This window comes from Streptomyces cacaoi, assembly GCF_006539165.1.
GTDB lineage: Bacteria > Actinomycetota > Actinomycetes > Streptomycetales > Streptomycetaceae > Streptomyces > Streptomyces cacaoi.
The window spans coordinates 1-25,922 of record NZ_BJMM01000067.1 but is presented as its reverse complement, the minus strand read 5'-3'; the positions used below and the strand labels follow the sequence as shown (position 1 = coordinate 25,922).

At 76.1% G+C, this 25,922-nt stretch carries 22 protein-coding genes, 2 pseudogenes and 1 riboswitch; of the genes and pseudogenes, 12 read left to right on the top strand and 12 right to left on the bottom strand.

Annotated elements, in window-relative coordinates:
- Positions 1 to 15: 15 nt before the first annotated feature.
- Both SCA03_RS31800 and SCA03_RS31795 read left to right on the top strand, forming a co-directional pair.
- Positions 16 to 1,329, top strand: a complete 1,314-nt coding sequence (locus SCA03_RS31800; protein WP_086814851.1) for a carboxyl transferase domain-containing protein — start codon at positions 16 to 18, stop codon at positions 1,327 to 1,329.
- 233 nt (positions 1,330 to 1,562) lie between these two features.
- Entirely contained in the window at positions 1,563 to 1,967 is a 405-nt protein-coding gene (locus tag SCA03_RS31795; RefSeq protein WP_086814845.1) for a DnaJ family domain-containing protein, read from the top strand.
- A gap of 145 nt (positions 1,968 to 2,112) precedes the next feature.
- Here the strand turns inward: SCA03_RS31795 and SCA03_RS31790 are convergent, their stop codons facing one another.
- The 10 genes and pseudogenes from SCA03_RS31790 to SCA03_RS31745 form a co-directional block, all read right to left on the bottom strand.
- Positions 2,113 to 3,429, bottom strand: coding sequence for an alpha/beta fold hydrolase (locus SCA03_RS31790; protein ID WP_030885130.1), 1,317 nt, complete (start codon positions 3,427 to 3,429; stop codon positions 2,113 to 2,115).
- Positions 3,430 to 3,778: 349 nt separating this feature from the next.
- Positions 3,779 to 4,834, bottom strand: a pseudogene (cobC, locus tag SCA03_RS31785) (Rv2231c family histidinol phosphate aminotransferase CobC); the annotation flags it as partial.
- Positions 4,831 to 5,565 (bottom strand): cobalamin biosynthesis protein, encoded by a 735-nt coding sequence (locus SCA03_RS31780; RefSeq protein ID WP_086814852.1) that lies wholly within the window; start codon positions 5,563 to 5,565, stop codon positions 4,831 to 4,833. The gene SCA03_RS31780 and the pseudogene cobC, both read right to left, overlap by 4 nt.
- Positions 5,562 to 6,920 carry a cobyrinic acid a,c-diamide synthase CobB gene (locus tag SCA03_RS31775; protein ID WP_030885125.1) on the bottom strand — a complete coding sequence of 453 codons (1,359 nt, stop codon included), beginning with the start codon at positions 6,918 to 6,920 and terminating at the stop codon, positions 5,562 to 5,564. Before SCA03_RS31775 ends, SCA03_RS31780 begins: the two co-directional genes overlap by 4 nt.
- A gap of 34 nt (positions 6,921 to 6,954) precedes the next feature.
- Positions 6,955 to 7,563, bottom strand: coding sequence for a cob(I)yrinic acid a,c-diamide adenosyltransferase (gene cobO, locus SCA03_RS31770; RefSeq protein ID WP_086814847.1), 609 nt, complete (start codon positions 7,561 to 7,563; stop codon positions 6,955 to 6,957).
- Complete coding sequence (locus SCA03_RS31765; RefSeq protein WP_086814848.1) at positions 7,563 to 9,686, bottom strand: putative cobaltochelatase; 2,124 nt, start codon at positions 9,684 to 9,686, stop codon at positions 7,563 to 7,565. The genes cobO and SCA03_RS31765 overlap by 1 nt, the downstream gene beginning before the upstream one ends.
- Positions 9,687 to 9,807: 121 nt before the next feature.
- Positions 9,808 to 11,421 carry a cobyric acid synthase gene (locus tag SCA03_RS31760; protein WP_230989044.1) on the bottom strand — a complete coding sequence of 538 codons (1,614 nt, stop codon included), beginning with the start codon at positions 11,419 to 11,421 and terminating at the stop codon, positions 9,808 to 9,810.
- 296 nt (positions 11,422 to 11,717) lie between these two features.
- Positions 11,718 to 12,704 (bottom strand): annotated as a pseudogene (locus SCA03_RS31755) (cobalamin biosynthesis protein); the annotation flags it as partial.
- 292 nt (positions 12,705 to 12,996) lie between these two features.
- Positions 12,997 to 13,116: riboswitch (cobalamin riboswitch) on the bottom strand.
- A 206-nt stretch (positions 13,117 to 13,322) separates the two neighbouring features.
- Positions 13,323 to 13,598, bottom strand: coding sequence for a hypothetical protein (locus SCA03_RS31750; RefSeq protein ID WP_030885113.1), 276 nt, complete (start codon positions 13,596 to 13,598; stop codon positions 13,323 to 13,325).
- Between the two features lie 128 nt (positions 13,599 to 13,726).
- Positions 13,727 to 15,073, bottom strand: coding sequence for an inorganic phosphate transporter (locus SCA03_RS31745; RefSeq protein WP_230989043.1), 1,347 nt, complete (start codon positions 15,071 to 15,073; stop codon positions 13,727 to 13,729).
- Positions 15,074 to 15,414: 341 nt separating this feature from the next.
- Between SCA03_RS31745 and SCA03_RS31740 the strand changes: the two genes are divergently transcribed.
- The 5 genes from SCA03_RS31740 (at position 15,415) to SCA03_RS31720 (ending at position 21,386) form a co-directional block, all read left to right on the top strand.
- On the top strand, positions 15,415 to 16,599 hold the full coding sequence (locus tag SCA03_RS31740) for an alpha/beta hydrolase (RefSeq protein ID WP_086815051.1): 1,185 nt from the start codon (positions 15,415 to 15,417) through the stop codon (positions 16,597 to 16,599).
- Positions 16,600 to 16,792: 193 nt separating this feature from the next.
- Positions 16,793 to 18,163 carry a hypothetical protein gene (locus tag SCA03_RS31735; RefSeq protein ID WP_030885105.1) on the top strand — a complete coding sequence of 457 codons (1,371 nt, stop codon included), beginning with the start codon at positions 16,793 to 16,795 and terminating at the stop codon, positions 18,161 to 18,163.
- A gap of 154 nt (positions 18,164 to 18,317) precedes the next feature.
- Positions 18,318 to 19,916, top strand: a complete 1,599-nt coding sequence (locus SCA03_RS31730; protein ID WP_030885103.1) for an ABC-F family ATP-binding cassette domain-containing protein — start codon at positions 18,318 to 18,320, stop codon at positions 19,914 to 19,916.
- A gap of 360 nt (positions 19,917 to 20,276) precedes the next feature.
- Positions 20,277 to 20,498, top strand: coding sequence for a helix-turn-helix domain-containing protein (locus tag SCA03_RS31725; protein WP_016907245.1), 222 nt, complete (start codon positions 20,277 to 20,279; stop codon positions 20,496 to 20,498).
- Positions 20,499 to 20,606: 108 nt separating this feature from the next.
- Entirely contained in the window at positions 20,607 to 21,386 is a 780-nt protein-coding gene (locus SCA03_RS31720; RefSeq protein WP_086815052.1) for an enoyl-CoA hydratase/isomerase family protein, read from the top strand.
- A 20-nt stretch (positions 21,387 to 21,406) separates the two neighbouring features.
- On the opposite strand, the gene SCA03_RS31715 is transcribed toward SCA03_RS31720, so the two are convergent.
- Complete coding sequence (locus tag SCA03_RS31715; protein ID WP_086815053.1) at positions 21,407 to 22,303, bottom strand: hypothetical protein; 897 nt, start codon at positions 22,301 to 22,303, stop codon at positions 21,407 to 21,409.
- A 200-nt stretch (positions 22,304 to 22,503) separates the two neighbouring features.
- On the opposite strand from SCA03_RS31715, the gene SCA03_RS31710 reads away from it, so the two are divergent.
- From SCA03_RS31710 to amaP, 5 genes are all read left to right on the top strand, one after another.
- Positions 22,504 to 23,064: an Asp23/Gls24 family envelope stress response protein gene (locus SCA03_RS31710; RefSeq protein ID WP_030885090.1), complete on the top strand. Its 561-nt coding sequence runs from the start codon at positions 22,504 to 22,506 to the stop codon at positions 23,062 to 23,064.
- Between the two features lie 81 nt (positions 23,065 to 23,145).
- Entirely contained in the window at positions 23,146 to 23,334 is a 189-nt protein-coding gene (locus SCA03_RS31705) for a hypothetical protein (protein ID WP_030885087.1), read from the top strand.
- A 4-nt stretch (positions 23,335 to 23,338) separates the two neighbouring features.
- Entirely contained in the window at positions 23,339 to 23,707 is a 369-nt protein-coding gene (locus SCA03_RS31700; protein WP_030885084.1) for a hypothetical protein, read from the top strand.
- On the top strand, positions 23,704 to 24,357 hold the full coding sequence (locus SCA03_RS31695; RefSeq protein WP_169729619.1) for a DUF6286 domain-containing protein: 654 nt from the start codon (positions 23,704 to 23,706) through the stop codon (positions 24,355 to 24,357). The genes SCA03_RS31700 and SCA03_RS31695 overlap by 4 nt, the downstream gene beginning before the upstream one ends.
- Positions 24,358 to 24,367: 10 nt before the next feature.
- The gene (gene amaP, locus SCA03_RS31690) at positions 24,368 to 24,970 is read left to right on the top strand and encodes an alkaline shock response membrane anchor protein AmaP (RefSeq protein ID WP_030885079.1); all 603 of its coding nucleotides are present in this window, start codon (positions 24,368 to 24,370) and stop codon (positions 24,968 to 24,970) included.
- Positions 24,971 to 25,044: 74 nt separating this feature from the next.
- Here amaP and SCA03_RS31685 read toward each other — a convergent pair whose 3' ends face one another.
- Positions 25,045 to 25,821, bottom strand: a complete 777-nt coding sequence (locus SCA03_RS31685) for an SDR family oxidoreductase (RefSeq protein WP_086815054.1) — start codon at positions 25,819 to 25,821, stop codon at positions 25,045 to 25,047.
- Positions 25,822 to 25,922 lie beyond the last annotated feature (101 nt).

Here is a 25,922-nt window from a genome sequence, read left to right as displayed (position 1 = left end):
GGTACGGACGCCGAGGTGTGCGGCGGGGCGGAAGAGCCGTCGTCCGACGGCGACGGGCCGCTCGGCTGGCCCGGTTACGGCGCCGCCCGGCAGCGGGCCGCCGCACGCACCGGCGAGCGCGAGTCGGTGGTGTGCGGCACCGGACGGGTCGCGGGCGTCGAAGCGGTCCTGCTCTCCTTCGAGTTCGGCTACCTCGGCGGCTCGCTCGGCGAGCGCACCGGCGCGCGCATCGAGGCGGCGCACCGCACGGCACGCGCCCGCAGGCTGCCGGTGGTCAGCATCGTCGCCACCGGCGGCAGCCGGATGCAGGAGGGCATGCGTGCCCTCGTCCAGCTCCAGCGCGTGGCCCGGCAGACCTCGCTCACCCGGCGGGCCGGCCTCGCCCAGCTCGCCGTCGTGCGCGACCCGACGACCGGCGGCGGCTGGGCGACGCTCGCCGCGGCGGCCGACGTGGTGCTCGCCCTGCCCGGCGCCCAGGCCGCCTTCGCCGGCTCCCGGGTGCGCCCCGCCGGCGCCGACCCGGCCGCCTACACCGCCGAGGCCCAGCACGCGGCCGGACATCTCGACCAGCTCGTCCCCGAGGCGGCGCTCGGCCGCGCCGTCGGCCGCTGGCTCGCGCTGCTGACCGGTGGCGGTCCCGCGCCGGAGCCGGCGCCCGTCCCGTACGCGCTCCCGGCCACCGACGGGCCCGGCGCCGCGGCCGCCGGAGCCCTGCCGCGCACCGGCGGCGAGGCCGTCGCCCGCGCCCGCGCCGCCGGGCCGCCCCGCGCCGAGGCATATCTGGACGCCTACTTCGACGACCGCGAGGAGATCAGCGGCGACCGGTGCTCGGGCACCGACCCCGGGATGCGCTGCGGCTTCGGGCGGCACGCCGGGCGCACCGTCGCCTTCGCCGCACAGTGCGGCACACCCACCCGCCCCGCCGGGTACCGCACGGCCGTACGGCTGCTGCGCACCGCGGACCGGCTCGGCATCCCCGTCCTCACCCTGATCGACACCCCGGGCGCCGCCAACGGGCCCGAGGACGAACGGGCCGGTACCGGCGGGGCCGTCGCCGAGACCTTCGCCGCCGTGGCCGAGACGGGCGTCCCCGTCACCTCCCTGCTGATCGGCGAGGGCGGCTCCGGCGGCGCGCTGGCGCTGGCCGCGCCGGAGAGGCTGTGGACCACACCCGACAGCTACTTCTCGGTGATCGCCCCCGAATCCGCAGCGGCCGTCCTCAAGCGCGGCCCCGACCGGGTGGCGGAGACCGCCGAGAGCCTGCGGCTGCGCCCCCAGGACGCGGTGACGCTCGGCGTCGCCCGAGGCGTGGCTCCACCGGCTCCCTAGGTCGTGTCCGCACCGTCCCGCCGCCTCCCGTCCGGACCGCCGCCGGCCGCCGCCGGGCGCGCGGAGCCTGGGACCATGGCAGGCACGGCCCCCACCCGGCCACGGCGGGAGCTCCCTGGCTCTGCGGCCGTGTGGCCGTGTGGCCGTGTGGCTGGGTGGCCGGGTGGCCGGGTGGCCGTGTGTGGCGACCGTGTGGCCCTCCACCGCGCCCGACGTGTGAGAAAGGACCGGCGATGACCGAACGCAAGCCTCCCGGCGTCAGCTTCGAGACCTGGGCCGACCGCCAGATCCGCGAGGCCGAGGAGCGCGGGGACTTCGCGCAGCTGCCCGGTGCGGGCAAGCCGCTGCCCGGCCTCGACAAGCCGTACACCGAACAGTGGTGGGTCGAGCGCAAGATGCGGGACGAGAACCTCTCGTATCTGCCGCCCTCCCTCGCCCTGCGCAAGGACGCCCAGGAGGCGCGGGAGAAGGCCGCTCGGGCCCGGTCCGAGCGCGAGGTGCGCACGCTCCTCGACGAGATCAACTCCCGGATCGAGGAGGCCGTCCGGCACCCGCCGGAGGGCCCGCCGCACCGGCTGGTCCCCTTCGACGTCGAGGCCGCCGTCGAGGAGTGGCGCCGGGCGCACGGCCGCTCCTGAGCCGCCGCCGGTCCCCGGACACCGGCGGACACCGGCCGTTCCCGTCACCGTTCCCGTCCTCGTCACCGGACCGCGGCCGCCGCCCGCTCCGGGCCGACGGCCGCGGTCCCGTCACCGGTGTGCGGCCGTCACCGGTGTGCGGCCTTCACACCTCGCCGCGGGCCATGCCGATCAGCCGCTCCAGCACCGCGCCGCCGCTCACCCGCAGCGCGTCGTGCTCCCACTCGTTGGTCACCCACACCCGGGTGTTCGGCACGGCCCGGGCGGTGGCCAGCGAGTGCTCGCGGTCGACGTACATGTCGTCGTGGTAGACGGCCGCGTACACCGGCACCTCGTTGGCGGCCAGCCGCCGCGGGTCGTAGAGGTCGGGCCAGTCGCCCCGCTCCGCCAGCCGCCGTGCCGTCTCCCGCAGCGGGATCAGCGCCGGGTCGACGTCGAACATCCAGGGGTAGATCATCTCGCCGGTGAAGTACACCGGTGCGTCCGGCGTCCGCAGCGCGCGCTCCGCATCGAAGTCGGGGAACTCCGCGCGGACCCGCTGCGCCGCCCACCGCGTCCCCTCCGGGCTCACCGACCGCTGCGCGTAGCACGACTCGTGCACCGTGGCGAACAGCGGGGCGCCGGCCAGCGAGACCTGCGCACGGACGGCCTCCAGGAAGCCGTCCGACAGCTCCGGTCCCGTCACGCCCCGCACCCAGGCGTTCTCCAGCAGATAGTGCAGCGTGTGCGCGCCGCTGCCCTGGCCCAGCAGCATGCCCAGCCACTGGAAGCGCTCCACCGTCAGCGGGCTGCCGTCCGCCAGCTTCACCTCGTGCGCCGCCAGATGCTCCACGATCTCCCGCACCCGCCGCACATCCCCCGGGTAACGGGCGTAGAACTGCGCGTTCTTGGCGGCCACCCGCGGGTACGCGGCCCGGTACACCTCCGCCACGTCGGTGCGCAGCCCCGGCAGGCCGCCGGTGACGAACGCCTCCCGGATGCTCTCCGGCGCGTACGACAGATAGGCGAGCGTGCAGAACCCGCCGAAGCTCTGCCCCAGCGTCGACCAGGTGCTGCCCTCGCCCAGCAGCTCCCGCCGGATGTGTTCCGCGTCGCGGACGATGGAGTCGGCACGGAAGTGCGCCAGATACGCGGCCTGGTCCTCGGCCGCGCCCCGGGCGGCGAGCGACTGGCGGTTGGCCGGGGTGGAGCGGCCGGTGCCGCGCTGGTCGAGCAGGAGCACCCGGTAGTGGCGCAGCGCGACCGGCAGCCAGGCGTCCCGGCCGACCGGGCGGGGCGAGGAGTGCCCCGGCCCGCCCTGGAGGAACAGCAGCCAGGGCAGCTCCTCGCGCTCCTTGTCCGCCGCGACCACTTCCCGGGCGAACACCTCGATCCGCTCGCCGTCGGGCCGGGCGTGGTCCAGAGGCACGGAGAAGACGTGGTCCGTCAGCACGGTGCCGGGGTGCCGCAGGATCTCGGGCACGGGGTTCCCTCCTCGGGTGCGGGTGCGGGTGCGGGCGTGCGGGCCCGCGGGGGCGCGCGGGGCGCACGCTGCGGGGCCTGCCCATTCGACCATGTGTCCGGAGCGAGCCGGCCCCCGGTGTGCGCCGCGCACCCGCCCTCGGCCCCGCCGACGGACGTCAGCCCGGCGCTGTCCGTCCCGAAGGAGCGCGTTCCGAGGGAGCGCATTCCGAGGCAGTGCGTCCCGAGGGAGTGCCTTCCGAGGGAGTGCCTTCCGAAAAGGTGCGTTCCGAAGAGGTGCGGTCCGAGGTGCGGGGCCACGGGGCTCCCGGTGTCCGCCGGGCGCCGCCCCCGGGCGGGGGCTCCTGTTCGGCGAGGGCGGTGCCCAGCGCCTCGGTGAAGCGGTCCGTCGTACGCCGGTCCCGGACGGCCAGCCGGAACCACTCCTCGCCCAGCCCCGGGAAGGTGTCCCCGCGCCGCACCGCGAAGCCGAGCGCGCGCAGCCGGGAGCGGAGCGCCTGCGCCCGGGGGTGGCGCACCAGCAGGAAGGGCGCCCGGGGCGCGGGCGTGGCCTCGCGCAGGCCCGCGGCGGCGAACACGGCCAGCCCGCGGCGCAGATGGGCGCGGTCCCGGGTGAACCGCTCGGCCGCCGTCTCCGCCTCGGCGAGCGCCTCGGGCGCCGAGCACGCCTCGGCCGCCGTCAGCGCCGGAGCGGAGACCGGCCACAGCGGCTGGTGCGCGGCCAGTTCCCGCACGGTGGCCGGGTCCGAGAGCACATAGCCGATCCGGAGCCCGGCCAGCCCCCAGGTCTTGGTGAGGCTGCGCAGGACCACCGTCCGCCCGGGAAGCTCCCGCAACAGCGGTACCAGCGACTCCTGTTCGCCCGGCACCGCGTCCATGAACGCCTCGTCGACGATCAACGTACGGCCGGGCCGGGCGAGTCGGGCCAAGGTGGCCGCCGGGTGCAGGACCGACGTCGGGTTCGTCGGGTTGCCGACGACGACGAGATCCGCGTCCGCCGGGACGTCCTCGCCGCGCAGCGTGAACCCTTCCCCGGCGCTCAGCAGTACCCGCTCCACGAGGTGCCCCGCGTCCCGGAGCGCCGCCTCCGGCTCGGTGAACTGCGGATGCACGACGACCGGCCGGCGGGCCGGGAGCGCCCGGGCGAGCAGGACGAACGCCTCGGCCGCGCCCGCCGTCAGCAGCACCTCCTCGACGGACAGCCGGTGCCTGCGGGCGACGGCGCGGCGCGCGGGCCCGTCGTCGGGGTAGGAGGCGAGCCCGGCGAGGGAGGCCGTCAGCCGGGAGACGAGCCACGCCGGGGGCGTGCCCGTGCGGACGTTGACGGCCAGATCGGTCAACGCCGCGCCCGCGCCGCGTACTTCGGCATCGCCGTGGTGCCGCAGATCCGGCCCGTGCGCGCTCATACCGCCTCCTTCGGTCCCGGCCCGGCCGCCACGGCCGCCGTGGCCCGCGCCGGGCGTCCGCCGCTCACCGGCGACCGCGTCTTCCCCACGAGCAACCGCACCCGGCCGGCACCACCGCTCCCGGACTCCCGTCCCGCACCCACCGCGTCCCGACCGGGCACCGTCCGACCGTGCACCGGGTCCGTGCGCGCCCGGCCCGTGTCCGCCGGGGCCGTGTGCCTCTGGTCCGTGTGTGCCGGGCCCGTGTGTGCCGCGTCGTCCCGGCGCACCGTCCGGCCGTGGGCCGTCTCCCCGTGGGCCGTCTCCCCGTGCGCCGTCTCCCCGTGCACCAGGCCCCCGTGCGCGCGGTCTCCCGGGGGCGCGCCGCCCCCGGTCTCCTCCCCGGCCGCCGCGAGCAGTGCCGCCGCCTCCGCGACCGAGGGTGTGCCCAGCGTCGCGTGGGCGAAGTCCGAGGGGTGGGGGACCCGTTCGCGGGCCAGCCGGGCCGCCGGGTAGGCGCGCAGCGGTACGCCGAGCGTGGCCGCCGCCGCCCGCAGGCCCGGCTCCCGTGAGCGTGCCTCGACGGTCGCCAGGAGCGTGACCTGCCCGGCGGGCAGCCCCGCCCGGAGCAGGACGGCCCGTACCAGCTCCAGCACCTCCGGTGCGCCGACCCCCGCGCAGCAGCCCACGCCGACGGCGACGGTCTCCGCCCGCCGGCCGTCGTCCCCGGTGCCGGTCCGCCGTCCGGTCATGCCGCGTCCCTGGCGCACCGGGCGGCGAACCGCGCCGCCATCGCGGGCGCGGCGGCCCAGTGCACATGCAGATAGGAGGCGTGCACGGCGCCGTCGGCGCCGCCGATGTGGCCCTCCGTGCGGCGCTCAGGCCGGGTGACGCCCCACGCGGGTGTGGCACCGCTGCCGGGTTCGAGGACGGTGCGGTGGAACTCGTGGCCGCGCACCCGGGTCCCGGCCGCCGCGAGGGCGCTGTCCGCCACCGCGACGGCCTCGCGGTAGCCGAGGGTGAGCCGTTCGCTCATCGTCGCGGTGGCGTCGAGCACCCCGCACATGGGCTGCCCGTCCAACTCCCGTGCCAGGTACAGCAGTCCGGCGCACTCGGCGGCCACCGGGCCGGTGAAGCGGGCGATCCGGGCGCGCAGCGCGGCGTTCTCCGACAGCTGCGGCGCGTACACCTCGGGGAAGCCGCCGCCGATCACCAGCCCGTCGGTGCCCTCCGGCAGCGTCTCGTCCCGCAGCGGGTCGAAGGGCACGACGTCGGCGCCCGCCGCCCGCAGCAGTTCGCCGTGCTCGGCGTAGGAGAACGTGAAAGCGGGCCCGCCCGCCACCGCGATCCGGGGCCGTGCCGCGCCCCGCGGGACCTCGGCGGCCGGGTCCCAGGGCGCCTCCGGCAGCGGGGGAGCGGACCGTGCGAGCGCGAGCAGCGCGTCCAGGTCGCAGCCCGCGTGCACCTGTGCGGCGAGCGCGTCGACGGAGTCCAGCGCCTCCCGGCGGCGCTCGGCCGCCGGTACGAGCCCCAGGTGACGCGAGGGCGTGTCCACCGCGCCGGAGCGCCGCAGCACGCCGAGCACCGGCACCCCGGAGGCGTCCAGCGCCTCCCGCAGCAGCGCCTCGTGCCGCTCGGAGCCCACCTTGTTCAGCACGACGCCGCCGAGCCGCACCTCCGGGTCCCAGGAGGCGAACCCGTGCACCAGCGCCGCCACCGACCGGGACTGCGACGAGGCGTCGACGACGAGCACGACGGGTGCCCGCAGCAGCTTCGCCACATGGGCGGTCGAGGCCAGCTCGCCCTGGCCCGCCGCGCCGTCGAACAGCCCCATCACGCCCTCGACGACGGCCAGTCCGGCCCCGGCGGCACCGTGTCCGAACAGCGGCGCGATCCGGTCCGGCCCGCACAGATAGGCGTCCAGGTTGCGGCCGGGCCGGCCGGTGGCCAGCGCGTGGTAGCCGGGGTCGATGTAGTCGGGCCCGACCTTGTGCGGGGAGACGGCCAGGCCGCGCCGTGCGAACGCGGCCATCAGCCCGGTGGCCACCGTCGTCTTGCCGCTGCCCGAGGCGGGCGCGGCGACGACGAGCCGCGGTACGTCGATCACACCGTGCTCCCCGCGGCGCCCGGGCACTGCGCCCTCACCACTCGATGCCCCGCTGGCCCTTCTGGCCCGCGTCCATCGGGTGCTTGACCTTGGACATGTCGGTGACCAGGTCGGCCGCGTCGACCAGCGCCTGCGGCGCGTTGCGGCCGGTGATGACGACGTGCTGGGCGCCGGGCCGCTCGCGCAGCACCGAGACGACCTCGTCGACGTCGACCCAGCCCCAGTGCAGCGGGTAGGCGAACTCGTCGAGCACCAGCAGCCGGTAGGTCTCGGCCGCCAGATCGCGCTTGACCTGCTCCCAGCCCTCGCGGGCCGCCGCCTCGTTGCTCAGGGCGCCGTCCTGGACGTTGCGCTGGATCCACGACCAGCCCTCGCCCATCTTGTGCCAGGTGACGCTGCCGCCCTCGCCGGTGGCGCCGAGTACCCGCAGCGCCCGCTCCTCGCCGACCTTCCACTTGGCGGACTTGACGAACTGGAACACCCCGATCGGCCAGCCCTGGTTCCAGGCCCGCAGCGCCAGCCCGAAGGCCGCCGTGGACTTGCCCTTGCCGATACCGGTGTGCACCGCGAGCAGCGGCCTGTTCCTGCGCTGCCGGGTCGTCAGCCCGTCCTGGGGTACGACCTCCGGCTGTCCCTTCGGCATTACGCGGCCCTCCGTGTGTCCGTGGCGTGGCGTACGAGTTCGGAAACCGTGTCGGCACGCAGCTCGTCCAGGGTGACGGCCTCGCCGCCCAGGTGCGCGGCCAACTCGGCGGCGAGGCCGAGCCGTACGTACCCGGCCTCGCAGTCGACGACGACCGAGGCCGTCCCGTCGGCGGCCAGCAGCTGTGCCGCCTTGCGCGCCCGTACGACGGGCTCCGGCCCGCCGGTCGCGCGCCCGTCCGTGACGGTGACCAGCAGCGGGCGCCGCGCCGGGTCGCGCAGCCGCTCCACCCGCAGCACCTCGCGGGCCCGCAGCAGCCCGGCGGCCAGCGGGGTGCGCCCACCGGTCGGCAGCGACTCCAGACGCGCTGCCGCCGCGTCCACCGAGGAGGTCGGCGGCAGCGCCACCTCCGCCTCGCCGCGCCGGAAGGTGATCAGCCCGACCTTGTCCCGCCGCTGGTAGGCGTCCAGCAGCAGCGAGAGCACCGCGCCCTTGACCGCGCTCATCCGCTGCCGCGCCGCCATCGAGCCGGACGCGTCCACGACGAAGAGCACGAGGTTGCCCTCGCGGCCCTCCCGCACGGCCTCCCGCAGATCGTCCCGGCGCACCAGCAGGCCGCTGCCGGCGCGCCCGCGTGCGTGCTGGTGCGGGGCCGCCGCCTGCACGGTCGCGGCCAGGTGCAGCTTGCCCAGCGCGCCCTGCGGCCGGCGCGACCCGGTCGTCCTGCCGTGTGCCGTGCGCGCGCGGGAGCGCCGTCCGGCCGCGCCCTCGCCCAGGCCGGGGACGGTCAGCGTCCGGGCACGGAACGTCTCACCGGTCGGCGCCGCGGGCCGCTCGCCGGCCGCGCCGCCGCCCGCGCCCTCCGCGCTCTCGCCGCTGCCCGCGCCCGGTGCGCCCTCGGGCTGCGCCCCGGCGTCCGCCTCGCCGGGCGACGGCTGCGGGGCCTCCGGCGCCGCGGGGCCGTCCTGTTCGGCTGCGGGCGGCTCCCCGCCCGCAGCCGGAGTCTCCTCCCGGCCGTCCCGCTGCGGCGGCACACCGCCGCCGGGCCCGTCGTCCGGGCCCTGCGGCCCGTCGTCCGGACCGTCCGGCTCCGGCCCGTCGTCCTCGCCGTGCTCCTCCAGCACCCGGTCGAGCTTGTCCTCGTCCAGACCGGGCGCGTCGAACGGGTTGCGGCGGCGCCGGTGCGGCAGCGCGAGCAGCGCCGCCTGCCGCACGTCCTCGGCGAGCACCTCGGTACGCCCCGCCCAGGCGGCCAGCGCCGTCGCGGTACGGGCCATCACCAGGTCGGCCCGCATGCCGTCCACCTCGAACTCCGCGCAGGTGGCGGCGATCCGGCGCAGCGCCGAGTCGCCCAGCCGCACCTGCGGCAGCAGCGCACGGGCCGCCGCGATGCGCTCGCGCATCTCCTGCTCGGCGTCGGCCCAGCGCGCGGCGAAGCCCTCCGGATCGTCCTCGTAGGCCAGCCGGCGGCGCACCACCTCGACGCGCTGCTCGGGATCCCGGGACGCGGCGACCTCGACCGTCAGCCCGAACCTGTCGAGCAACTGCGGCCGCAGCTCGCCCTCTTCGGGGTTCATGGTGCCGACGAGCAGGAACCGGGAGGCGTGCGTCACCGAGACGCCCTCGCGTTCCACGTGGCTGGCGCCCATGGCGGCGGCGTCCAGCAGGACGTCGACCAGGTGGTCGTGCAGCAGATTGACCTCGTCGACGTACAGGATGCCGCGGTGCGCCTCGGCCAGCAGCCCGGGCTCGAACGCCTTGACTCCGTCCGCGAGGGCCCGCTCGATGTCCAGGGCGCCGACGAGCCGGTCCTCCGAGGCGCCGACGGGCAGTTCGACCATCCGGGCCGGCCGCAGATCCGAGGACGCCGATGCCCCCGCCTCGTGCGGCCCGTCGGGGCACTGCGCGTCGGGCGCGGCCGGGTCGCAGCTGAACCGGCAGCCCGGCACGGTGCGCACCGCCGGCAGCAGCTCCGTCAGCGCCCGCACCGCCGTGCTCTTCGCCGTGCCCTTCTCGCCGCGGACGAGGACACCGCCCACCGCGGGGCTGACCGCGTTGAGCAGCAGCGCCAGCCGCAGATCGGCCATGCCGACGACGGCGGTGAACGGATACCGGGTGGTCATGTGGTGGTCCTCCTTCGAGTGGGGCATCGGTTGCCTGTGGCCGGTGGTCCGCCGTGCCCGGGCGGTCCCGGGGCGCGCCGGGGCCGCCTCCCGGCACACGGTGGAGGGAACATCCGGGCGCTCACGGCGCCCCCGGCCCGACGAACGGCAGCCCCTTCGGGGCGCCCTCCTCGATCAGCCGCAGCAGGGCCGCCGTGTCGGCGTGCTCCTCGATCAGATCGCCCAGCGTCTCCAACTGGGCCTCGCGCAGGGCCGCGAAGCAGGTGCCGGGGGCCGGCACGAAGGCACGGCCCGTCTCGGCGGCGACCGTGCGCAGGAACGCCCGGCGGAAGCCGTCCGACTCCAGCGACCCGTGCCAGTGCGTGCCGCGCACCGCACCGGCCCGGCAGCCGTCCAGCGCCGCCCCGGCCGCGTCCGTCATGAACGGCTCCCCGCCGAGCACCTCGGCGACGCCGTGGTGGATCTCGTAGCCCTCGACGTCCTCGCCCAGCGCCCGCCCGGCCGGCCGCGCCAGCGTCTTCTCCGGCGCGAACCGCACCCGCACGGGCAGCAGTCCGAGCCCGTCGACCAGCCCGGCCCGGGACTCGACGTCGTCCTCGATCCGCTCGCCCAGCAGCTGGTAGCCGCCGCAGATGCCCAGCACCGGCCGCCCCTCGGCGGCCCGCCGCGCCAGCGCCGCCGCCAGTCCGCGCTCCCGCAGCCAGGCCAGCGCCCGGACGGTGCCGCGCGTGCCCGGCACCACCACGAGGTCGGCGTCCGCCAGCTCCTGCGGCCGGTCGGTGAACCGCACCAGCACGCCCGGCTCGGCGGCCAGCGCGTCCACGTCCGTGAAGTTCGACATCAGCGGCACGGGCAGCACCGCGATCCGCAGCACCTCGGCACCGTACGGCTCGCCCGCACCGCCCTCGGCGCGCTCCCCGCCCCCGGCGCCCGGGCCGCCGCGCAGCGAGAGGCGGAGCCCGTCCTCCTCGTCGATGCCCAGGCCGTGCCGGAACGGCAGCACACCCAGCGTCGGCCGCCCGGTCAGCTGCCGCAGCATCTCCAGGCCCGGCTCCAGCAGCGAGACGTCACCGCGGAACTTGTTGACGAGATAGCCCGCCAGCAGCTCCTGGTCCTCCTCGGCCAGCAGCGCCGTCGTCCCGAACAGCGAGGCGAACACCCCGCCGCGGTCGATGTCGCCGACCACCACGACCGGCAGCCGACAGGCCCGCGCCAGGCCCATGTTGACGATGTCGCTGTGCCGCAGATTGATCTCCGCGGGGCTGCCCGCGCCCTCGCAGATCACCGCGTCGTGCGTGCTGCGCAGCTCCTCCAGACAGCCGGCCACCGTCTCCAGCAGCTCCTCACGCCGCCCGTAGCGGACCGGGCCCGCGCCCGACCTCCGCCCGAAGTAGCCGCGCGCCGACATCTCCCCGACGGCCCGGCCCATCAGCACGACCTGACTGGTGCGGTCCCCGCCCGGCTTCAGCAGCACCGGGTTCATCAGCGCGCTCGGCTCCACCCCGGCCGCCGCCGCCTGCATGGCCTGCGCCCGGCCGATCTCGGCGCCGTCCCGCGTCACATACGAGTTGAGCGACATGTTCTGCGCCTTGAACGGCGCCACCCGTACGCCCCTGCGGGCCAGCCAGCGGCAGATCCCCGCCGTCACCACGCTCTTGCCCGCGTCCGACGTCGTCCCCGCCACCAGCAGGCCGCCGCCCGGCCGCCCGGCGCCCGCCCCGAGATCCACGCTCACCACCCCGACTCACCTCTCCCAAGGCCCCCACCGAACCCACGCCGGCGCTCACTCCGTCCACCGCGCGCACGCCCGGGCCCCGGCCCGCTCTGTGGACCGCTCCGTTCACCGGGCCCGGTTCCGCCCTGGCGCCCGCCCTGTTCGTCACGCCCGCGTCCGGGCCCGCGTCCGCCCTTGCGCTCGTTCCGCTCGCCGCGCCCGCGCCCCGCGGGACCGCCCGGCTCCGGCGCGGGCTCCTCACGACGCACGGGCCTGCCATGGCGCGCAGGCGCCCCGGCATCCGGCAGGTCGCGGCCGCGCCCACGCCCCGCGGACCCGCCCCGTGCCACCGCGCGCCCCGCCGCACCGGCCACGCCCGTGACGGCCAGGGCCAGCAGGCCCACCCGGCGGGAGAGCCGTACGGCCCGCTCGATGTCCGTGCGCCGCACCGCACGCCCCGGCGCGTTCAGTACCGGACGGTACTCGGTGCGCCCCGCGTAGCTCAGCGTCCCGCCCAGCCGTACGCCCAACGCCCCGGCGAACGCCGCCTCCACCGGTCCGGCGTTGGGGCTCGGATGCCGGCCGGCGTCCGCGCGCCAGGCCCGCAGCGCGCCGCGCGGATCGGGCCCGGCGAGCACCGCGAGGGCCGCGGTGAGCCGCGACCCGGGCAGCCCGGCGGCGTCGTCCAGCCGTGCCGCGGCCCAGCCGAACCGCCGGTGGCGCGGCGAGCGGTGCCCGACCATCGCGTCCAGCGTGTTGACGGCGCGGAACCCGGCCAGCCCGGGCACCCCGGCCAGCGCGCCCCACACGAGTGCGCCCACCACGGCGTCGGAGGTGTTCTCGGCCACCGACTCCACGACGGCACGCGCCACGCCCTCCGCGTCGAGCCGGTGCGGGTCCCGCCCGCACAGCCGGGGCAGCCGCTCGCGCGCCAGATCCAGGTCCCCGGCCTCCAGCGCCGCGGCCACCGCGCGCGCCTCACGTGCCAGCCCGGTACCGCCCAGCACCGACCAGGCGACAACGGCCTGCCCCAGCACATCCGTTGAGCGCGCCCCGCGTCCGGCGCTCCGCACCGCCGCCTGCCACAGCCCGCCCAGCGCGGCGGCGCCGCCCGCACACGCCACGGTGTGCAGCGCGCCCCAGGCCCGGTGGTCGTGCCACAGCCGGCGCTCCAGCGCGGCGGCCGCCCGGCCGAAGGCGGCCACCGGATGGCCCCGCCCGGGGTCACCCAGCAGCGTGTCGGCGAGGTATCCCAGCGCGGCTCCGTACGCCTGGACGTGAAAGGCCCGACGTCCTCGTCCCATGGCTCAGCGCGCCGCGCCGCCTCGACCACCGCACGGGAGCGCACCACGTGGTGGCGCGCCGCCCACGGCCGAGGGGTTCGCGAACGCCCCGAAGTCCGCGGGGGTTCCGTACGGGGAAGGGGCTCCGGCTGCTGCGGAGGTCACGGGTGCCGCGGGCGCGGCAGGTGCTCCGGGTACCGCGGTGACCTCGGAGGTACCGCGCACAGCGACGGCAGGGGCGGTGGCAGGGCCACGCATGGCGTTGTGTCCTCACTCAGGGTCCTCGCCCTGGCTCGACTCGACCGGCGGCGAGAGTCTCCTGGCTCCCGGATCCGCGCCGCTCCCGCCTTCCAGCCCGCTGGGCCGTGGCTTCGCTGGGAGGGCGCTCCCCGGTGACAGTGGCGGGACCGCGCCGGATTCGCACCGGCTTCCTCTCCGTGCCGCCGTTGGGCATCCGAAGTCCACCACGCGGGTCCGACCCCGTCAACTCGCCCTTGACCTGCGACGGCGCGGACGTGACGCACACAACGGAAAACGCCTCCGGGGCGGGTGCCCTGGAGGCGTCCGAGGCTGCCGGAGATGCTCCGGCCCGGGGTGCTCCCGTGCGGCGCGGATCCGAGCCGCCGGCAGACGGCGGATCTAGGCCGCAATCAGATAGATGCCGTACGCCACCGCCACGAGGCACAGCGCGTAGCACAGATACCCGCCGGCGCGGGCCACCGGGGACGCCTGCGACACCCGGCCCGCCGAGCCCGCGGGGGAAGCAGCGGCCGCGGCGGACCCCGAGGAGGCGGTGTCCTGGGTGCGGCGGGGCGCGTGGCCGACGATGCCGAGGGTGAACAGCCCCACCAGCCCGACGGTCGCCACCAGGCTGACGCCGAAGACCTGGCCGAGCGCGGCCCAGTCGATGTCCATTCCGGTCTTCCTTCCTGTCCGGGCGGAGCGCCGCCCGGACGAGGTGCTGTGGGGGGAGTTGCGGTCGGGGAGTCGCGGTCGGGAAGGGGTTGTGGGGGGTGCGAGGAGTGGGGGTGCGGGGGAGCGGGTCAGGAGACGCTGGAGGCCGAGGCCGAGGCCGGGCGTCCCGGTGCGGCGTGCGCGCCCTGCTCTCCCGGGCGTTCCCCGGGCCGCTCCTCGGGCCCGGCGGTGCCGGAGAGCGCGGGCGCCGCGGACACCTCGCCGGTACCGGCGGGCGCGGGAGCGACGGCCTGGAGCGCGGTGGTGACGACCCCCGCCGGCTCCGGCGCCTCGCCCGCGGCCGCCTGGGCCGGCACGGGCGCACCGGCGGGCCGGACGTCGTTGACGTTGGTGTGGTCCACGGGCTCGCGGCGCGAACGCAGCCAGATGGCACCGCAGATGGCGACGGTCAGCACGGCGACGGCCGTGACGCCCCAGTCGCCCTGCTCGGCCAGGAGCGCGGCCCCGGCGGCGACCAGCCCGGCGGCCGGCAGCGTCAGCGCCCAGCCGACGACCATCCGCCCGGCCGTCGACCACCGCACGACCCCGCCCTTGCGGCCGAGTCCGGAACCCATCACGGCGCCGGAGCACACATGCGTCGTGGACAGCGAGAAGCCGATGTGCGAGGAGGCGAGGATGGTGGCCGCCGCGCTCGTCTGGGCGGCGAAGCCCTGCGGCGGCTGGATGTCGGTGATGCCCTTGCCCATGGTGCGGATGATGCGCCAGCCACCGAGGTAGGTGCCGAGCGCTATGGCCATACCGGCCGAGGCGATGACCCAGACCGGCGGGTCGGAGCCGGGCGCCAGCGCGCCGCCGGTGACCAGCGCGAGCGTGATGACGCCCATCGTCTTCTGCGCGTCGTTGGTGCCGTGCGCCAGCGAGACCAGCGCGGCGGAGGTGATCTGCCCGGCGCGGTAGCCCTTGGCGGTCTGCTCCTCCTGCGCGTGCCGGGCCAGCCGGTAGGTGAGCCGGGTGGCGCACAGGGAGGCGATGCCCGCGACGAGCGGCGCGGCGAGCGCGGGGATGAGGACCTTCATGACGACGACGTCGCCGTTGACCGCTCCGGTGCCGACCGCGGCGATGGTGGCACCCATCAGACCGCCCATCAGCGCGTGCGAGGAGCTGGAGGGGAGACCGGCCAGCCAGGTCAGCAGGTTCCAGATGATCGCGCCCACCAGCCCGGCGAAGATCACTTCAGGCTGGACGCCGGACCCTTCGTCGATGATCCCGGAGGAGATGGTCTTGGCGACCTCGATGGACAGGAAAGCGCCGACGAGGTTGAGGCCCGCCGACATCGCCACCGCGATTCTCGGGGTCAGTGCCCCCGTGGAGATGGTGGTGGCCATGGCGTTGGCCGTGTCGTGGAAGCCGTTCGTGAAGTCGAACACCAAGGCCGTGATGATCACGATCCCGATGAGAAGCGTGATGTGTTCCATTCACCAGGCACAATCAGTTTGGAGGGCATTGACGCCGTGAACGTAAGGACGGTGGGTGAACGGAAGGTGAACTGGGACGGGCATCGAGGTGTCACCCCCCGACGCCTGTTGTGAGTGCTTGATCACTCTCCGTCCGAAAGTGGTCACGTTACCCCTCCTGTCGCCTCTCGTCCCTCTCCGCCGCCCTCCTCTCTCCGTGCCGCCCCGGCGGACCGCGGGCCGCCGCACCCTGCTCCGGGATCGCCTCCCGCCGCTCCGGGAGTCGCCGCCCCACCGCTCCGCAGGCCCCGTCCGGCCGCTCCCGGTGGCCGGATCGCGGCGGCGGGCGGAGACTGGGGAGGATGCGTCTGCGAACAGCGGCGACGGCCGCCACCTCCGTGCTCGGTGCTGCAACTGCCTGCCTCGCGGCAGGCAGGTACATCGCCGATGCCGTCCTGCGCCCCGTACGGCTGCGCCCCGACGGCGGCAGCGCGCCCCCCGCCGGCTTCGAGAACACCCGGCTGACGGTGCACTCGCACGGCTCCGGCAAGATCGCCGTCACGCGCTCGCTCGTCGCCCGCCTGCCCGGCACCTACGCCCTCACGGCGCGCGGCACGCACGCGGTCGTCGGCCGGGTGCTGGACGCGGCGCGGGCCGGCACCGGCGAGGGCGGCGACCTGCCCGTGGGCGACGGGCACGCCGTCGTCGTCCGCGAGCTCGAACGCGTCGTACGCGGCCGGCTCGAACCCGGCAGCACCGTCCGGCTCACCCCGCAGATCCACACGGGCGACCCGGAGGAGGCGCTGGGCATCCCCTTCGAGGACGTGCGGATCCCCGGTGAACTCGGCGCGCTCCCCGGCTGGTTGGCGCCCGGCGCCCGCAACACCTGGATCATCGCCGCGCACGGGCTGCGTGCCACCCGCGAACAGGCCCTGGTGGTCTTTCCCTTCTACCGGCGCCACCATCTGCCGGTGCTCGCCCTGGCCCACCGCGGCGATCCGGGCGCGCCCCGCCCCGCCGGCGGCATCAACCGCCTCGGCGATGTGGAGTGGCGCGATCTGGAGGCCGCCATCCGGTACGCCGTGGGCCGCGGCGCGCACCGGGTGATCCTGCACGGCTGGTCCACGGGCGCCGCCATGGCCCTGCACGCCGCCGCCGAGTCCGAACTCCGCGAGCACATCGCCGGCCTCGTCCTGGACTCGCCGGTCCTCGACCGGAAGCACACCGTGCGCGCCCTCGCCGAGGCCCGCGGCACCCCGCAGTACCTGCTGCCGCTCGTCCTGCGCGCGGCACTCGGCCGGGCCGGGCTGTCCCCCGGCGAGCTGAGCCCGGTGGTGGACCCGGCCCGCCTGGACGTGCCCACCCTGCTGCTGCACGGCCCCGCCGACACCATCGCCTCCTGGGACGACTCCCGCGCGCTGGCGGGGGCCCGGCCGGAGCTGGTCTCCCTGCACACCGTCGCCGAGGCCCCGCACGCCGCCATGTGGAACGCCGATCCGCACGGCTACGAAGAGGCGCTGCGCCGCTTCATCACCCCCCTGGTCTGACGCCCGGTCCGACGGCTGGTCCGACGCCCGGTGGGACGCCCGGTGTGCGGGGCACCGGCCCCGCGCCGCGGTCGCCCCGCCGCCGGTACCGCCCGATCGCCCCGAAGATGGGCATATGCCAACTCCCGGGCCCTGGAAGCGGAATCGGTACCCCAGGTTTGGGTTTCCCCCGTACACCGTGAAGACTGCTCCTGTGACGTCCCGTACACCGCGCGACACCCGGCTGCGACTCGTGCCCCAACAGCCCGTCGCCGCGGCCCGGCGCACCGTGACCACCAGGCGCGCCCGGAGCATGCCGCGGCCACCGGACGGGGTGCTGCCACGCGAGCAGCTCGCCCGGCACGCCCGCGCCGCCCTCTCCGACGCCGTCCGTCTCGCCCGGTGGTCCGCCCGCACCGGCGCCGCCCTGCGGAACGCGGCCGAGGCCGAACAGGCCGCCGCCGCGCTCCGCCTGACACCGCCACAGGTACGGGCCCACTGGGACCGGGCGCGCCTGGCCGGCCTCGTCGAACTGCACGACGGCACCGCCCGGGCCGGCTGGCGCCTGCGCGCCTGGGACAGGGACGACAGCGCCGTACTGCGCGGCTGGGTCGCCCTGTTCGACGCCTGGTCCCTCGCCCACCCCGCGCCGGCCCCGCACGGCCAGGGGCTCGTCGCCGAGATCGTCGAGGCCGTGCCGCAGTTCCTCTCGGTCATGCACCTCTCCGGCGGCCCCGTGACCTTCGCCCTGCTGCACGATCTGCTCGCCCAGCGCATCGCCGAACTGCGCGCCGAGCGGGACCCGGCGGCGGCCCGTGCCGTCGGCGTGGCCCTGCCCGGCCTGCTCGACTGGGCGCTCGACGGCCTCTCCGCCGTCGGCGCCCTCACCCGCTGCCCGGACGAGGAGACCGGCGTACGCCAGGGCTCGGCCGTCCTGACCCCGCTGGGCAACTGGGCGGTGTGGACGAAGCTGGAGCAGATCTGCGTCGCGGCCCAGAGTCCGGCGGGCAACATCGAGCAGTCCGCCGAGGAGATGCTGCGCGGCTGCGCGGGGATGACGCCGGGGCCCGCCCGCGACGAGTACCGGGCCTGGCTGGCCGCGCGCCCCACCGGTCACGCCGTCACCGAGCTGCTGGAGGCCGCCCGCGGCGACGACGCCCTCATCCGCGGCCTGGCGTTCGAGGCCCTGCGGGTGGTCGGCGCGCCCGCCGAGGACGCCGTGCGGGAGGCCGCCGACGAGCCGACGCTGCGCCCCTACGCCCTGCTGTGGCTCGCCGAACAGGCCGGCACCGACCCGGAGGACCTGGCGGGCGGCGCCCCCGGCGTGCTCACCCGCGAGGAGGCGACCTGGCTGTGGGTGGACACCGCGGCCGCCGTCGCCGACCACGGGGAGGAGCGGCTGCTGGTCGAGCACCTGGGCACCGCGCTCCAGGGCTCCGTGCCGGGGCTCCTGGAGGAGGTCCGCGCCACCGGGCACCCGCGCACGGTGCAGGTCCTCGTCGCCCTCGCCGCCGCGCACCCCGACCCGGTGCTCGCCAAGGCCGTGCGCAGGGCCGCGTTCCAGGTGCACACCAACGGAGAGTGACGGCGCCGGGCGCCGGGGCCGCCCGGCGCCCGGAAAACGGTTTGCGCTCCGCCGGTAGAATGGCTCCATGCCTGCTCTCCTCGTGCACTAGACGTGCGTCCGCACCAGCGCACCCTCTCCCCGCACGTCCGTCATCCCTGCCTTGGAGCCCTCAGTGATCACCGCAACCGGCCTTGAGCTGCGCGCCGGCGCCCGCGTCCTTCTGGAGTCCGCCACCTTCCGCGTCACCAAGGGCGACCGCATCGGCCTCGTCGGACGCAACGGGGCCGGCAAGACGACGCTGACCAAGTGCCTCGCGGGCGAGGGCATCCCGGCGGCGGGCTCGATCACCAGGAGCGGCGAGGTCGGCTATCTCCCGCAGGACCCGCGCACCGGCGACCTCGACGTCCTGGCGCGCGACCGCATCCTCTCCGCCCGCGGCCTGGACACGGTCATCCGCGGGATGAAGGAGAACGAGCAGCGCATCGCCACCGGCAAGGGCGCCACACGCGAGAAGGCGCTGAAGAAGTACGAGCGCCTGGAGACGGAGTTCCTCACCAAGGGCGGCTACGCGGCCGAGTCCGAGGCCGCCACGATCGCCGCCAGCCTCGGCCTGCCCGAGCGGGTGCTCGGCCAGCCGCTGCACACCCTCTCCGGCGGTCAGCGCCGCCGCGTCGAGCTGGCCCGCATCCTCTTCTCGGACGCCGACGTCCTGCTGCTGGACGAGCCGACCAACCACCTGGACGCCGACTCCATCGCCTGGCTGCGCGACTTCCTCAAGAGCTACCGCGGCGGCCTCATCGTGATCTCCCACGACGCCGACCTCGTCGAGACGGTCGTCAACAAGGTCTTCTACCTGGACGCCAACCGCTCGACGATCGACATCTACAACATGAGCTGGAAGCAGTACCTGACCCAGCGCGAGGACGACGAGAAGCGCCGCAGGCGCGAGCGTGCGAACGCCGAGAAGAAGGCCGCCGCCCTCAACTCGCAGGCGGACAAGATGCGGGCCAAGGCCACCAAGGCCGTCGCGGCGAAGAACATGGCCCGCCGCGCCGAGAAGCTGCTGTCCGGCCTGGAGAGCGAGCGCCAGGCGGACAAGGTCGCCAAGCTCCGCTTCCCCGACCCGGCCCCGTGCGGCCGTACCCCGCTGATGGCCGAGGACCTCTCGAAGTCCTACGGCTCGCTGGAGATCTTCACCGGCGTCGATCTGGCCATCGACAGGGGCTCCCGCGTCGTCATCCTCGGCCTCAACGGCGCCGGCAAGACGACGCTGCTGCGGCTGCTCGGCGGGATCGAGGAGCCGGACACCGGCAAGGTCGTCCCGGGCCACGGCCTCAAGCTCGGCTACTACGCGCAGGAGCACGAGACCCTGGACGCGGACCGCACCGTGCTGGAGAACATGCGCTCGGCGGCCCCCGACATGGACCTGGTCGACATCCGCAAGACGCTGGGCTCCTTCCTCTTCTCCGGCGACGACGTCGACAAGCCCGCCGGGGTGCTCTCCGGCGGTGAGAAGACCCGGCTCGCGCTGGCCACGCTCGTGGTCTCCTCGGCGAACGTCCTCCTACTGGACGAGCCCACCAACAACCTGGACCTGGCCAGCCGCGAGGAGATCCTCGGCGCGCTGCACACCTTCACCGGCGCCGTCGTCCTCGTCACGCACGACGAGGGCGCGGTCGAGGCGCTCCAGCCCGAGCGCGTCATCATGCTGCCGGACGGCGTCGAGGACCTGTGGAGCGCGGAGTACGCCGACCTCATCGCCCTGGCCTGATCCACCTCTTCTGGATCATTCGGCCGACGGATGATCCTTCATCTGAGTGAGGACGGCTGGTACCCCGGTGCCGCCTCGCCGCCGGGCGCACGCCGCTGTGGCATGCGCCCGCGCACCTTCCGGGGCCGTGCGCGAGCCCTCCACCGGTCCGCCGCTGACCTGCCGCTTCCCGGCCACGGGCGGTTTCCGCGCGGCGGGCCGCGCCCTTCCGCTCCCGCTCCCCGGCCGCTTCCCGGGCCGCGCCGGGCCCGTCAGCACGGGCCGAGCCTCTCGATGAGACCTTGCCGAATGGGTGGCCAGAAGGCGGAGGAGGGGTGATCATGAGAGTCACAGAGCGCACTTCCCACTGAGGAGGCACGGGTGGCCGAGACTCTGAAGAAGGGCAGCCGGGTGACCGGCGCCGCGCGCGAAAAGCTCGCGGCAGACCTCAAGAAGAAGTACGACTCCGGTGCGAGTATCCGGGCGCTCGCCGAGGAGACGGGCCGTTCCTACGGATTCGTGCACCGGATGCTGAGCGAGTCGGGCGTGACGCTGCGTGGCCGCGGCGGAGCGACGAGGGGTAAGAAGTCGGCCTCGTCCTGAAGCCGGCCCATTCCTGACCCAGCTCCCCTCCGGCCGGGGTTCCGGGCCCGCACACCGGTGGTTACTCTTCGGTTGTCGTACTGCGGAGTAACCACCGGAGGAAGCCCGATGACCCTGCTGGAGAAGGACGGTGTCCGCGTCACGGCGGACGCCGAGGTGGCCACCGTCACGCTGGCCCATCCCGCCAAGCGCAACGCCCAGACGCCCGCGATGTGGCGGGCGCTGGCCGAGGCCGGGCGGGTGCTGCCGGGCGGGGTACGGGTGGTCGTCCTGCGGGGCGAGGGCAAGTCCTTCTCCGCCGGGCTGGACCGGCAGGCGTTCGAGCCCGAGGGCTTCGAGGGCGAGCCGTCCTTCCTGGACATGGCGCGCGGCTCCGAAGCGGAGCTGGACGCCCTCATCGCCGAGTACCAGGAGGCGTTCACCTGGTGGCGCCGCCCCGATCTCCTCAGCATCGCGGCCGTCCAGGGCCACGCCATCGGCGCGGGCTTCCAGCTCGCGCTCGCCTGCGATCTGCGGGTGTGCGCACAGGACGCGCAGTTCGCCATGCGGGAGACCAGCCTGGGCCTCGTGCCCGACCTCGGCGGCACCCATCCGCTGGTGAACCTGGTCGGCACGGCCAGGGCGCTGGAGATGTGCGCCACCGGGCGCTTCGTGCACGCCGACGAGGCCGAACGCCTCGGCCTGGCCAATCTCGTCGTCGCGCCCGACGAGCTGGACGGCGCCGTCGCCGATCTGTCGGCCGCGCTGCTCGCCGCCCCGCGGAACGCCGTGGTGGAGACCAAGGTGCTGCTCGCCGGCGCGGCCGGACGCGGTTACGACGAGCAGCGGGCGGCCGAACGCGCCGCGCAGGGGCGGCGGTTGCGCGACCTCGCCGGCCTCGGCGACTGAGCACCGGCCCCGGCGACCGATCAGCTGTCCTGGCCGGACCTCGCGTCCCGGCCGGACTCGACGTGGGTGATCAGCACCGCGACGGTCGCCCCGGCTCCGGCTCCGGCCCCCGTTCGGCCCCCGGCACCCGTTCCGGTCCCGGACTCCGTCGGGCGTGCCGCCTCGGCCGTCGCCCGGCGTGCCGCGCGTGCCACCTCCAGCGGCCGGTGTCCCCGCGCCACGGCCAGCTGCACCAGGACATGTGTGCCGCCGGTCCGCTCGGCGCCGGCGTCCTCGGTCACCTGGACACCGTGGGACGGGCCGCCCGTGAACGGGAGCGACGGGCCGAGCACCGGGGCGAGCCGCAGCACACCGGGCACGGCGCGGACGGCGCCCGCCACCCGCTCACCGGCCTCGTCGGAGGAGCCGGGCCCCGACCCTTCGCCCGCGCCGACGTCCGCACCGTCCGGGCCCCCGCCCGGGCCGCCGTCGTCCCCGCCCTCCGAAGCGTCCGGGGAGTCCCGGCCGTCCGGGGTATCCGGGGCGTCCGGCTGTTCCCGCAGGTCCGTGACGCGCAGGTCGACGGTCGCCAGCGGCAGTTCCAGCTGTCCGGCCGTGCGCAGCAGCGCGGTGCGCACGGCCTCGGCCGCGGCCGGGATGGGGGCGTCGGGCGGGAGCGTGAGGCCGGCCGTGAGCGTGAGCGGTCCCGGGGGCAGGGCGCTGGGCGGCGCGGGCACCGCCGCGGGCGCCGGGTCCCCGGGGCCGGGGCCGATGCGTACCGCGTGCAGCCGCGCCCCGTGCGGGACGTCCGCCGCGCGGAGAGCGTCCAGCGCGGCCTCCTCGGTGATCCAGGTGCCGTCCGCCGCCTCGCCCAGCGGCAGCAGCCGCCCCGGGCGCAGTTGACGGCGTACGGCTCCGGCCAGTCGGTCCGCTGCCATGGGCCCCACTCCTTCCGCTGCCTGGTTCCGCGCCCTCGGCGCCTGCGGAACCCTCACGCGCAGCCTCCCCGCGCCGCCCGCGCCGGGCGCCGGGTGTCACCCGTACGGGCCCGTGTGCGCGCGCCGGGTGCGCGGGGCGTGCTTACGGTGGACCGCACGGGGCGGCAGGCCGCCTCGAACCTCCGGAAGGAGCGCGGGAGATGTCCGAAAGCACCGCAGGCCGGCGTTCGGAGAGCGGCGAGGGCACCCGGGACGAGAAGGCCGCGTCCTCGGCTTCCCCGTCGTCCTCGTCCCAGTCCTCCTCGGCGTCCGCGCCGTCGGCGTCCACTCCCCGGCGCGGGAGCGGTGGTCCGGCGGCCTCGCGCGGGCGTACGACGATCGCCGACGGGGTCGTGGAGAAGATCGCCGGGCTCGCCGCGCGGGACGTCGTGGGGGTGCACGCCATGGGCGGCGGGATGGCCCGCACGCTGGGCGCCGTCCGCGACCGGGTCCCCGGCGGCGGCAAGTCCGTCACCCGCGGGGTGAAGGCCGAGGTCGGCGAGGTGCAGACGGCGCTCGATCTGGAGATCGTCGTCGAGTACGGGGTGTCCATCGCCGAGGTGGCGCGGGCCGTGCGGGAGAACGTCGTCTCCGGCGTCGAGCGGATGACCGGTCTGGAAGTCGTCGAGGTCAACATCGCGGTCAGCGACGTCAAGCTGCCCGACGAGGAGGACGAGGACGAGCAGGACAACCAGGACCAGGACCGGCCGCGCCTCCAGTAGCGCGGGACCGGGCGGGGTGGAGCGCGGGCCGCGGAGCGTGGCGCGCGGCGGCCGATCGGACACCTAGCGAGGGAGCGCACGATGAGCATGGCCCTTGTCGGCTTGATCGCGGGGATGGCGCTGGGCTTCGCCGGGTACTTCGGCGGCTTCGGCGCGTTCCTGCTGGTGGCGGCGCTCGGCGCCGTCGGCTTCGTGGTGGGCAGATTCCTGGACGGCGATCTGGAGCCGGGGGACTTCTTCCGTGGCCGCGACGAAGAGCGCCGCAGGTGACGCGGTGAGTGGAGCGGAGGTTCCGGCGGGCGGGCGCGGTGCGACCCGGATCGCCGACCGGGTGGTCGCCAAGGTCGCGGCGCAGGCCGCGCGGGAGGCGCTGCGGGCCCAGGGCACCGGGCCGGTCCTGCCGGACGGCAGCCGTCCGTCCCCGCGGACGACGGTCACCGTGCGGGAGCGGACCGCGCGGGTGCGGGTGGTGCTGGAGCTGGCCTACCCCTCGGACCTGGGCGCCCAGTGCGGCGCGGTCCGGCGGCGGGTGGCGGCCCGGGTGCGGGAACTGGTCGGCATGGAGGTGCCCGACGTGGCGCTGGACATCGAACGGCTGCACTCCGCCCACCAGCGGCGCGGCGGACGCGGGAGGGTGTCATGAGCGCCCCGGGCGGATCCGCCGAAGCGGCGGAGCGTACGGCCGAGCCGGAGCGGCGGCCGGCCGGTGGCGGGGGCGAGGGCGCGCCGCCGCCTCCGCGCGAGGGGTCGGGCAGGAAGGGCAGGTTCTGGTCGTCCCGGCGCGGGCCCGCCTCCCTGGTGGCGCTGGTGATCCTGGCGGCGGCCGCGCTGCTGCTGTACGACGTGGCGTCCGTCCGGGCCGGGCGGGGCGCGATGTCCTGGCGCAGGACGCTCGCGGACGGGCTGGCCACCACGCGTGTCGACAGCGTCTACGTGCTCGCGGGCGCGGCGGCTGCCGCGGCCGTCGGGCTGTGGCTGCTGGTGCTCGCCGTGACGCCGGGGCGCCGCGAGATGCTGACGATGCGGCCCGACGTGCCGCAGGTGCGGGCCGGCCTCGAACGTCCGGCCGCCGCCCTGGTGTTGCGCGACCGGGCCATGGAGGTCTCGGGGGTGCGCTCGGCGCGGGTCAAGGTCAGACGCCGCAAGGTCGTCGCGCGGGCCGAGTCGCACTTCCGGGACCTGGACGTGGTGCGGTCCGACCTCGAAGGGGCGCTGTCCGAGGGCATCGGACAGCTCGGGCTCGCACACCGGCCCCGGGTCTCGGTGCGCGTCGGACGTCCGAAGAAGACATGAGGCGAGGACGATGCTGCGGACCGTGAACCGGGTACTGAGCGGGCTGGCCGGAGTGCTGCTGCTCGCGCTGGGGCTGGCGGTGCTGTTCGGCGGGCTGGATCTGCCGCACAAGTGGGGGCTGACGGAGGCGTTGCCGTCCGGCTGGCCCTGGTCGCGGCCGGGGGACGTGCTGCTCAGCGACGACGGCAGGACCCGCTGGCGGGGCGAGGGCTGGTGGTGGCCGGTGGTGATCGCGGTGCTCGCCGTGCTCGTCGTCCTCACCCTGTGGTGGCTGCTCGCCCAGCTGCGCAGGCGCCGGCTGGGCGAGCTGTCGCTCGATGTGCCGGACGGCGGCGGGGCGCGGCTGCGGGGCCGGGCACTGGAGGAGGCGATCGCCGCCGAGGCGGAGTCGCTGCCGGGCGTGGACCGGGCCCGGGTGGTGCTCACCGGGCGGTCGACGGCGCCCCGGGCACGCGTCGGGCTGACGCTGGCGGCCCACGCACAGCCGGGCGAGGAGGTCCGCAGGCTGCGCGGTGAGGCCATCGAGCACGCGCTGACCTCGGCCGGGCTCGCTCAGCTGCCGGCCGAGGTCAGGATGCGGGCGGCCCGGCACCGCGCGGAACGGGCCCGGTAGCGGGAACGACGCGGAGCGCGGGGCGAGGGCGGGGCGGGGAGCCTGTCGGTCAGCGGCCTCCGGTGCGGGCGGGTTCAGAACCCGCGCAGGACGCCGCCGTCGACGGGGAGCATCAGCCCGGTCAGATAGGAGGCGGCGGGGGAGAGGGCGAACGCGGCGGTGCGGCCGAACTCCTCCGGGGTGCCGTAGCGGCGCAGCGGGATGGCGGAGCTGTTGCGCTCGCGGGCGGCGTCGCCGTCGCCGGAGAGCGAGTCGAGGTACTGCATCCGCTCGGTGGCGATCCGGCCGGGCAGCAGACCGAGTACGCGGACACCGCGCGGGCCCAGCTCGTCGGCGAGGGTCTTGGCGTAGCCCGCGAGGCCCGGGCGCAGCCCGTTGGAGAGCGTCAGCCCGGGGATCGGCTCGTGCACCGAACCGGACAGCACGAAGCCGATGACGCCGCCCTCGCCCAGCTCGCCCGCGGCGGCGCGGGCCAGCCGGACGGCGCCGAGGAAGACGGTGTCGAAGGCGGTGCGCCACTGTTCGTCGGTGAGCTGGTCGGCGGCGACCCCGGCGGGCGGACCGCCGACGCTCACCAGCAGCCCGTCGAACCCGTCGAAGTGTTCGCGGGCCGCGGCGATCAGCCGGTCCGGGGTGTCGGCGTCCGCGTTGTCGGCGCCCACGCCCACGACGCGGCCGGTGGCGCCGGTCTCCTCGGCGAGCCGTGCCGCCGCCTCCCGCGCGGAGGAGTCGGAGCGGCCGGAGACCACCACCCGGGCGCCCTCGACGAGGAGTTGGGAGGCCGTGGCGAACCCCAGGCCACGCGTGGCCCCGGTGATGACGTAGACGCGGTCAGTGAGTCCAAGGTCCATGGGAGCAGTCTGCCGCAGGCCCCCGGGGGCCCGGCGCGCAGGTCAGTCGGTACCGGCCCGGGCCGCGGACCGGTCGCCCGCCGCAGCCGTGGCGGGCGCCG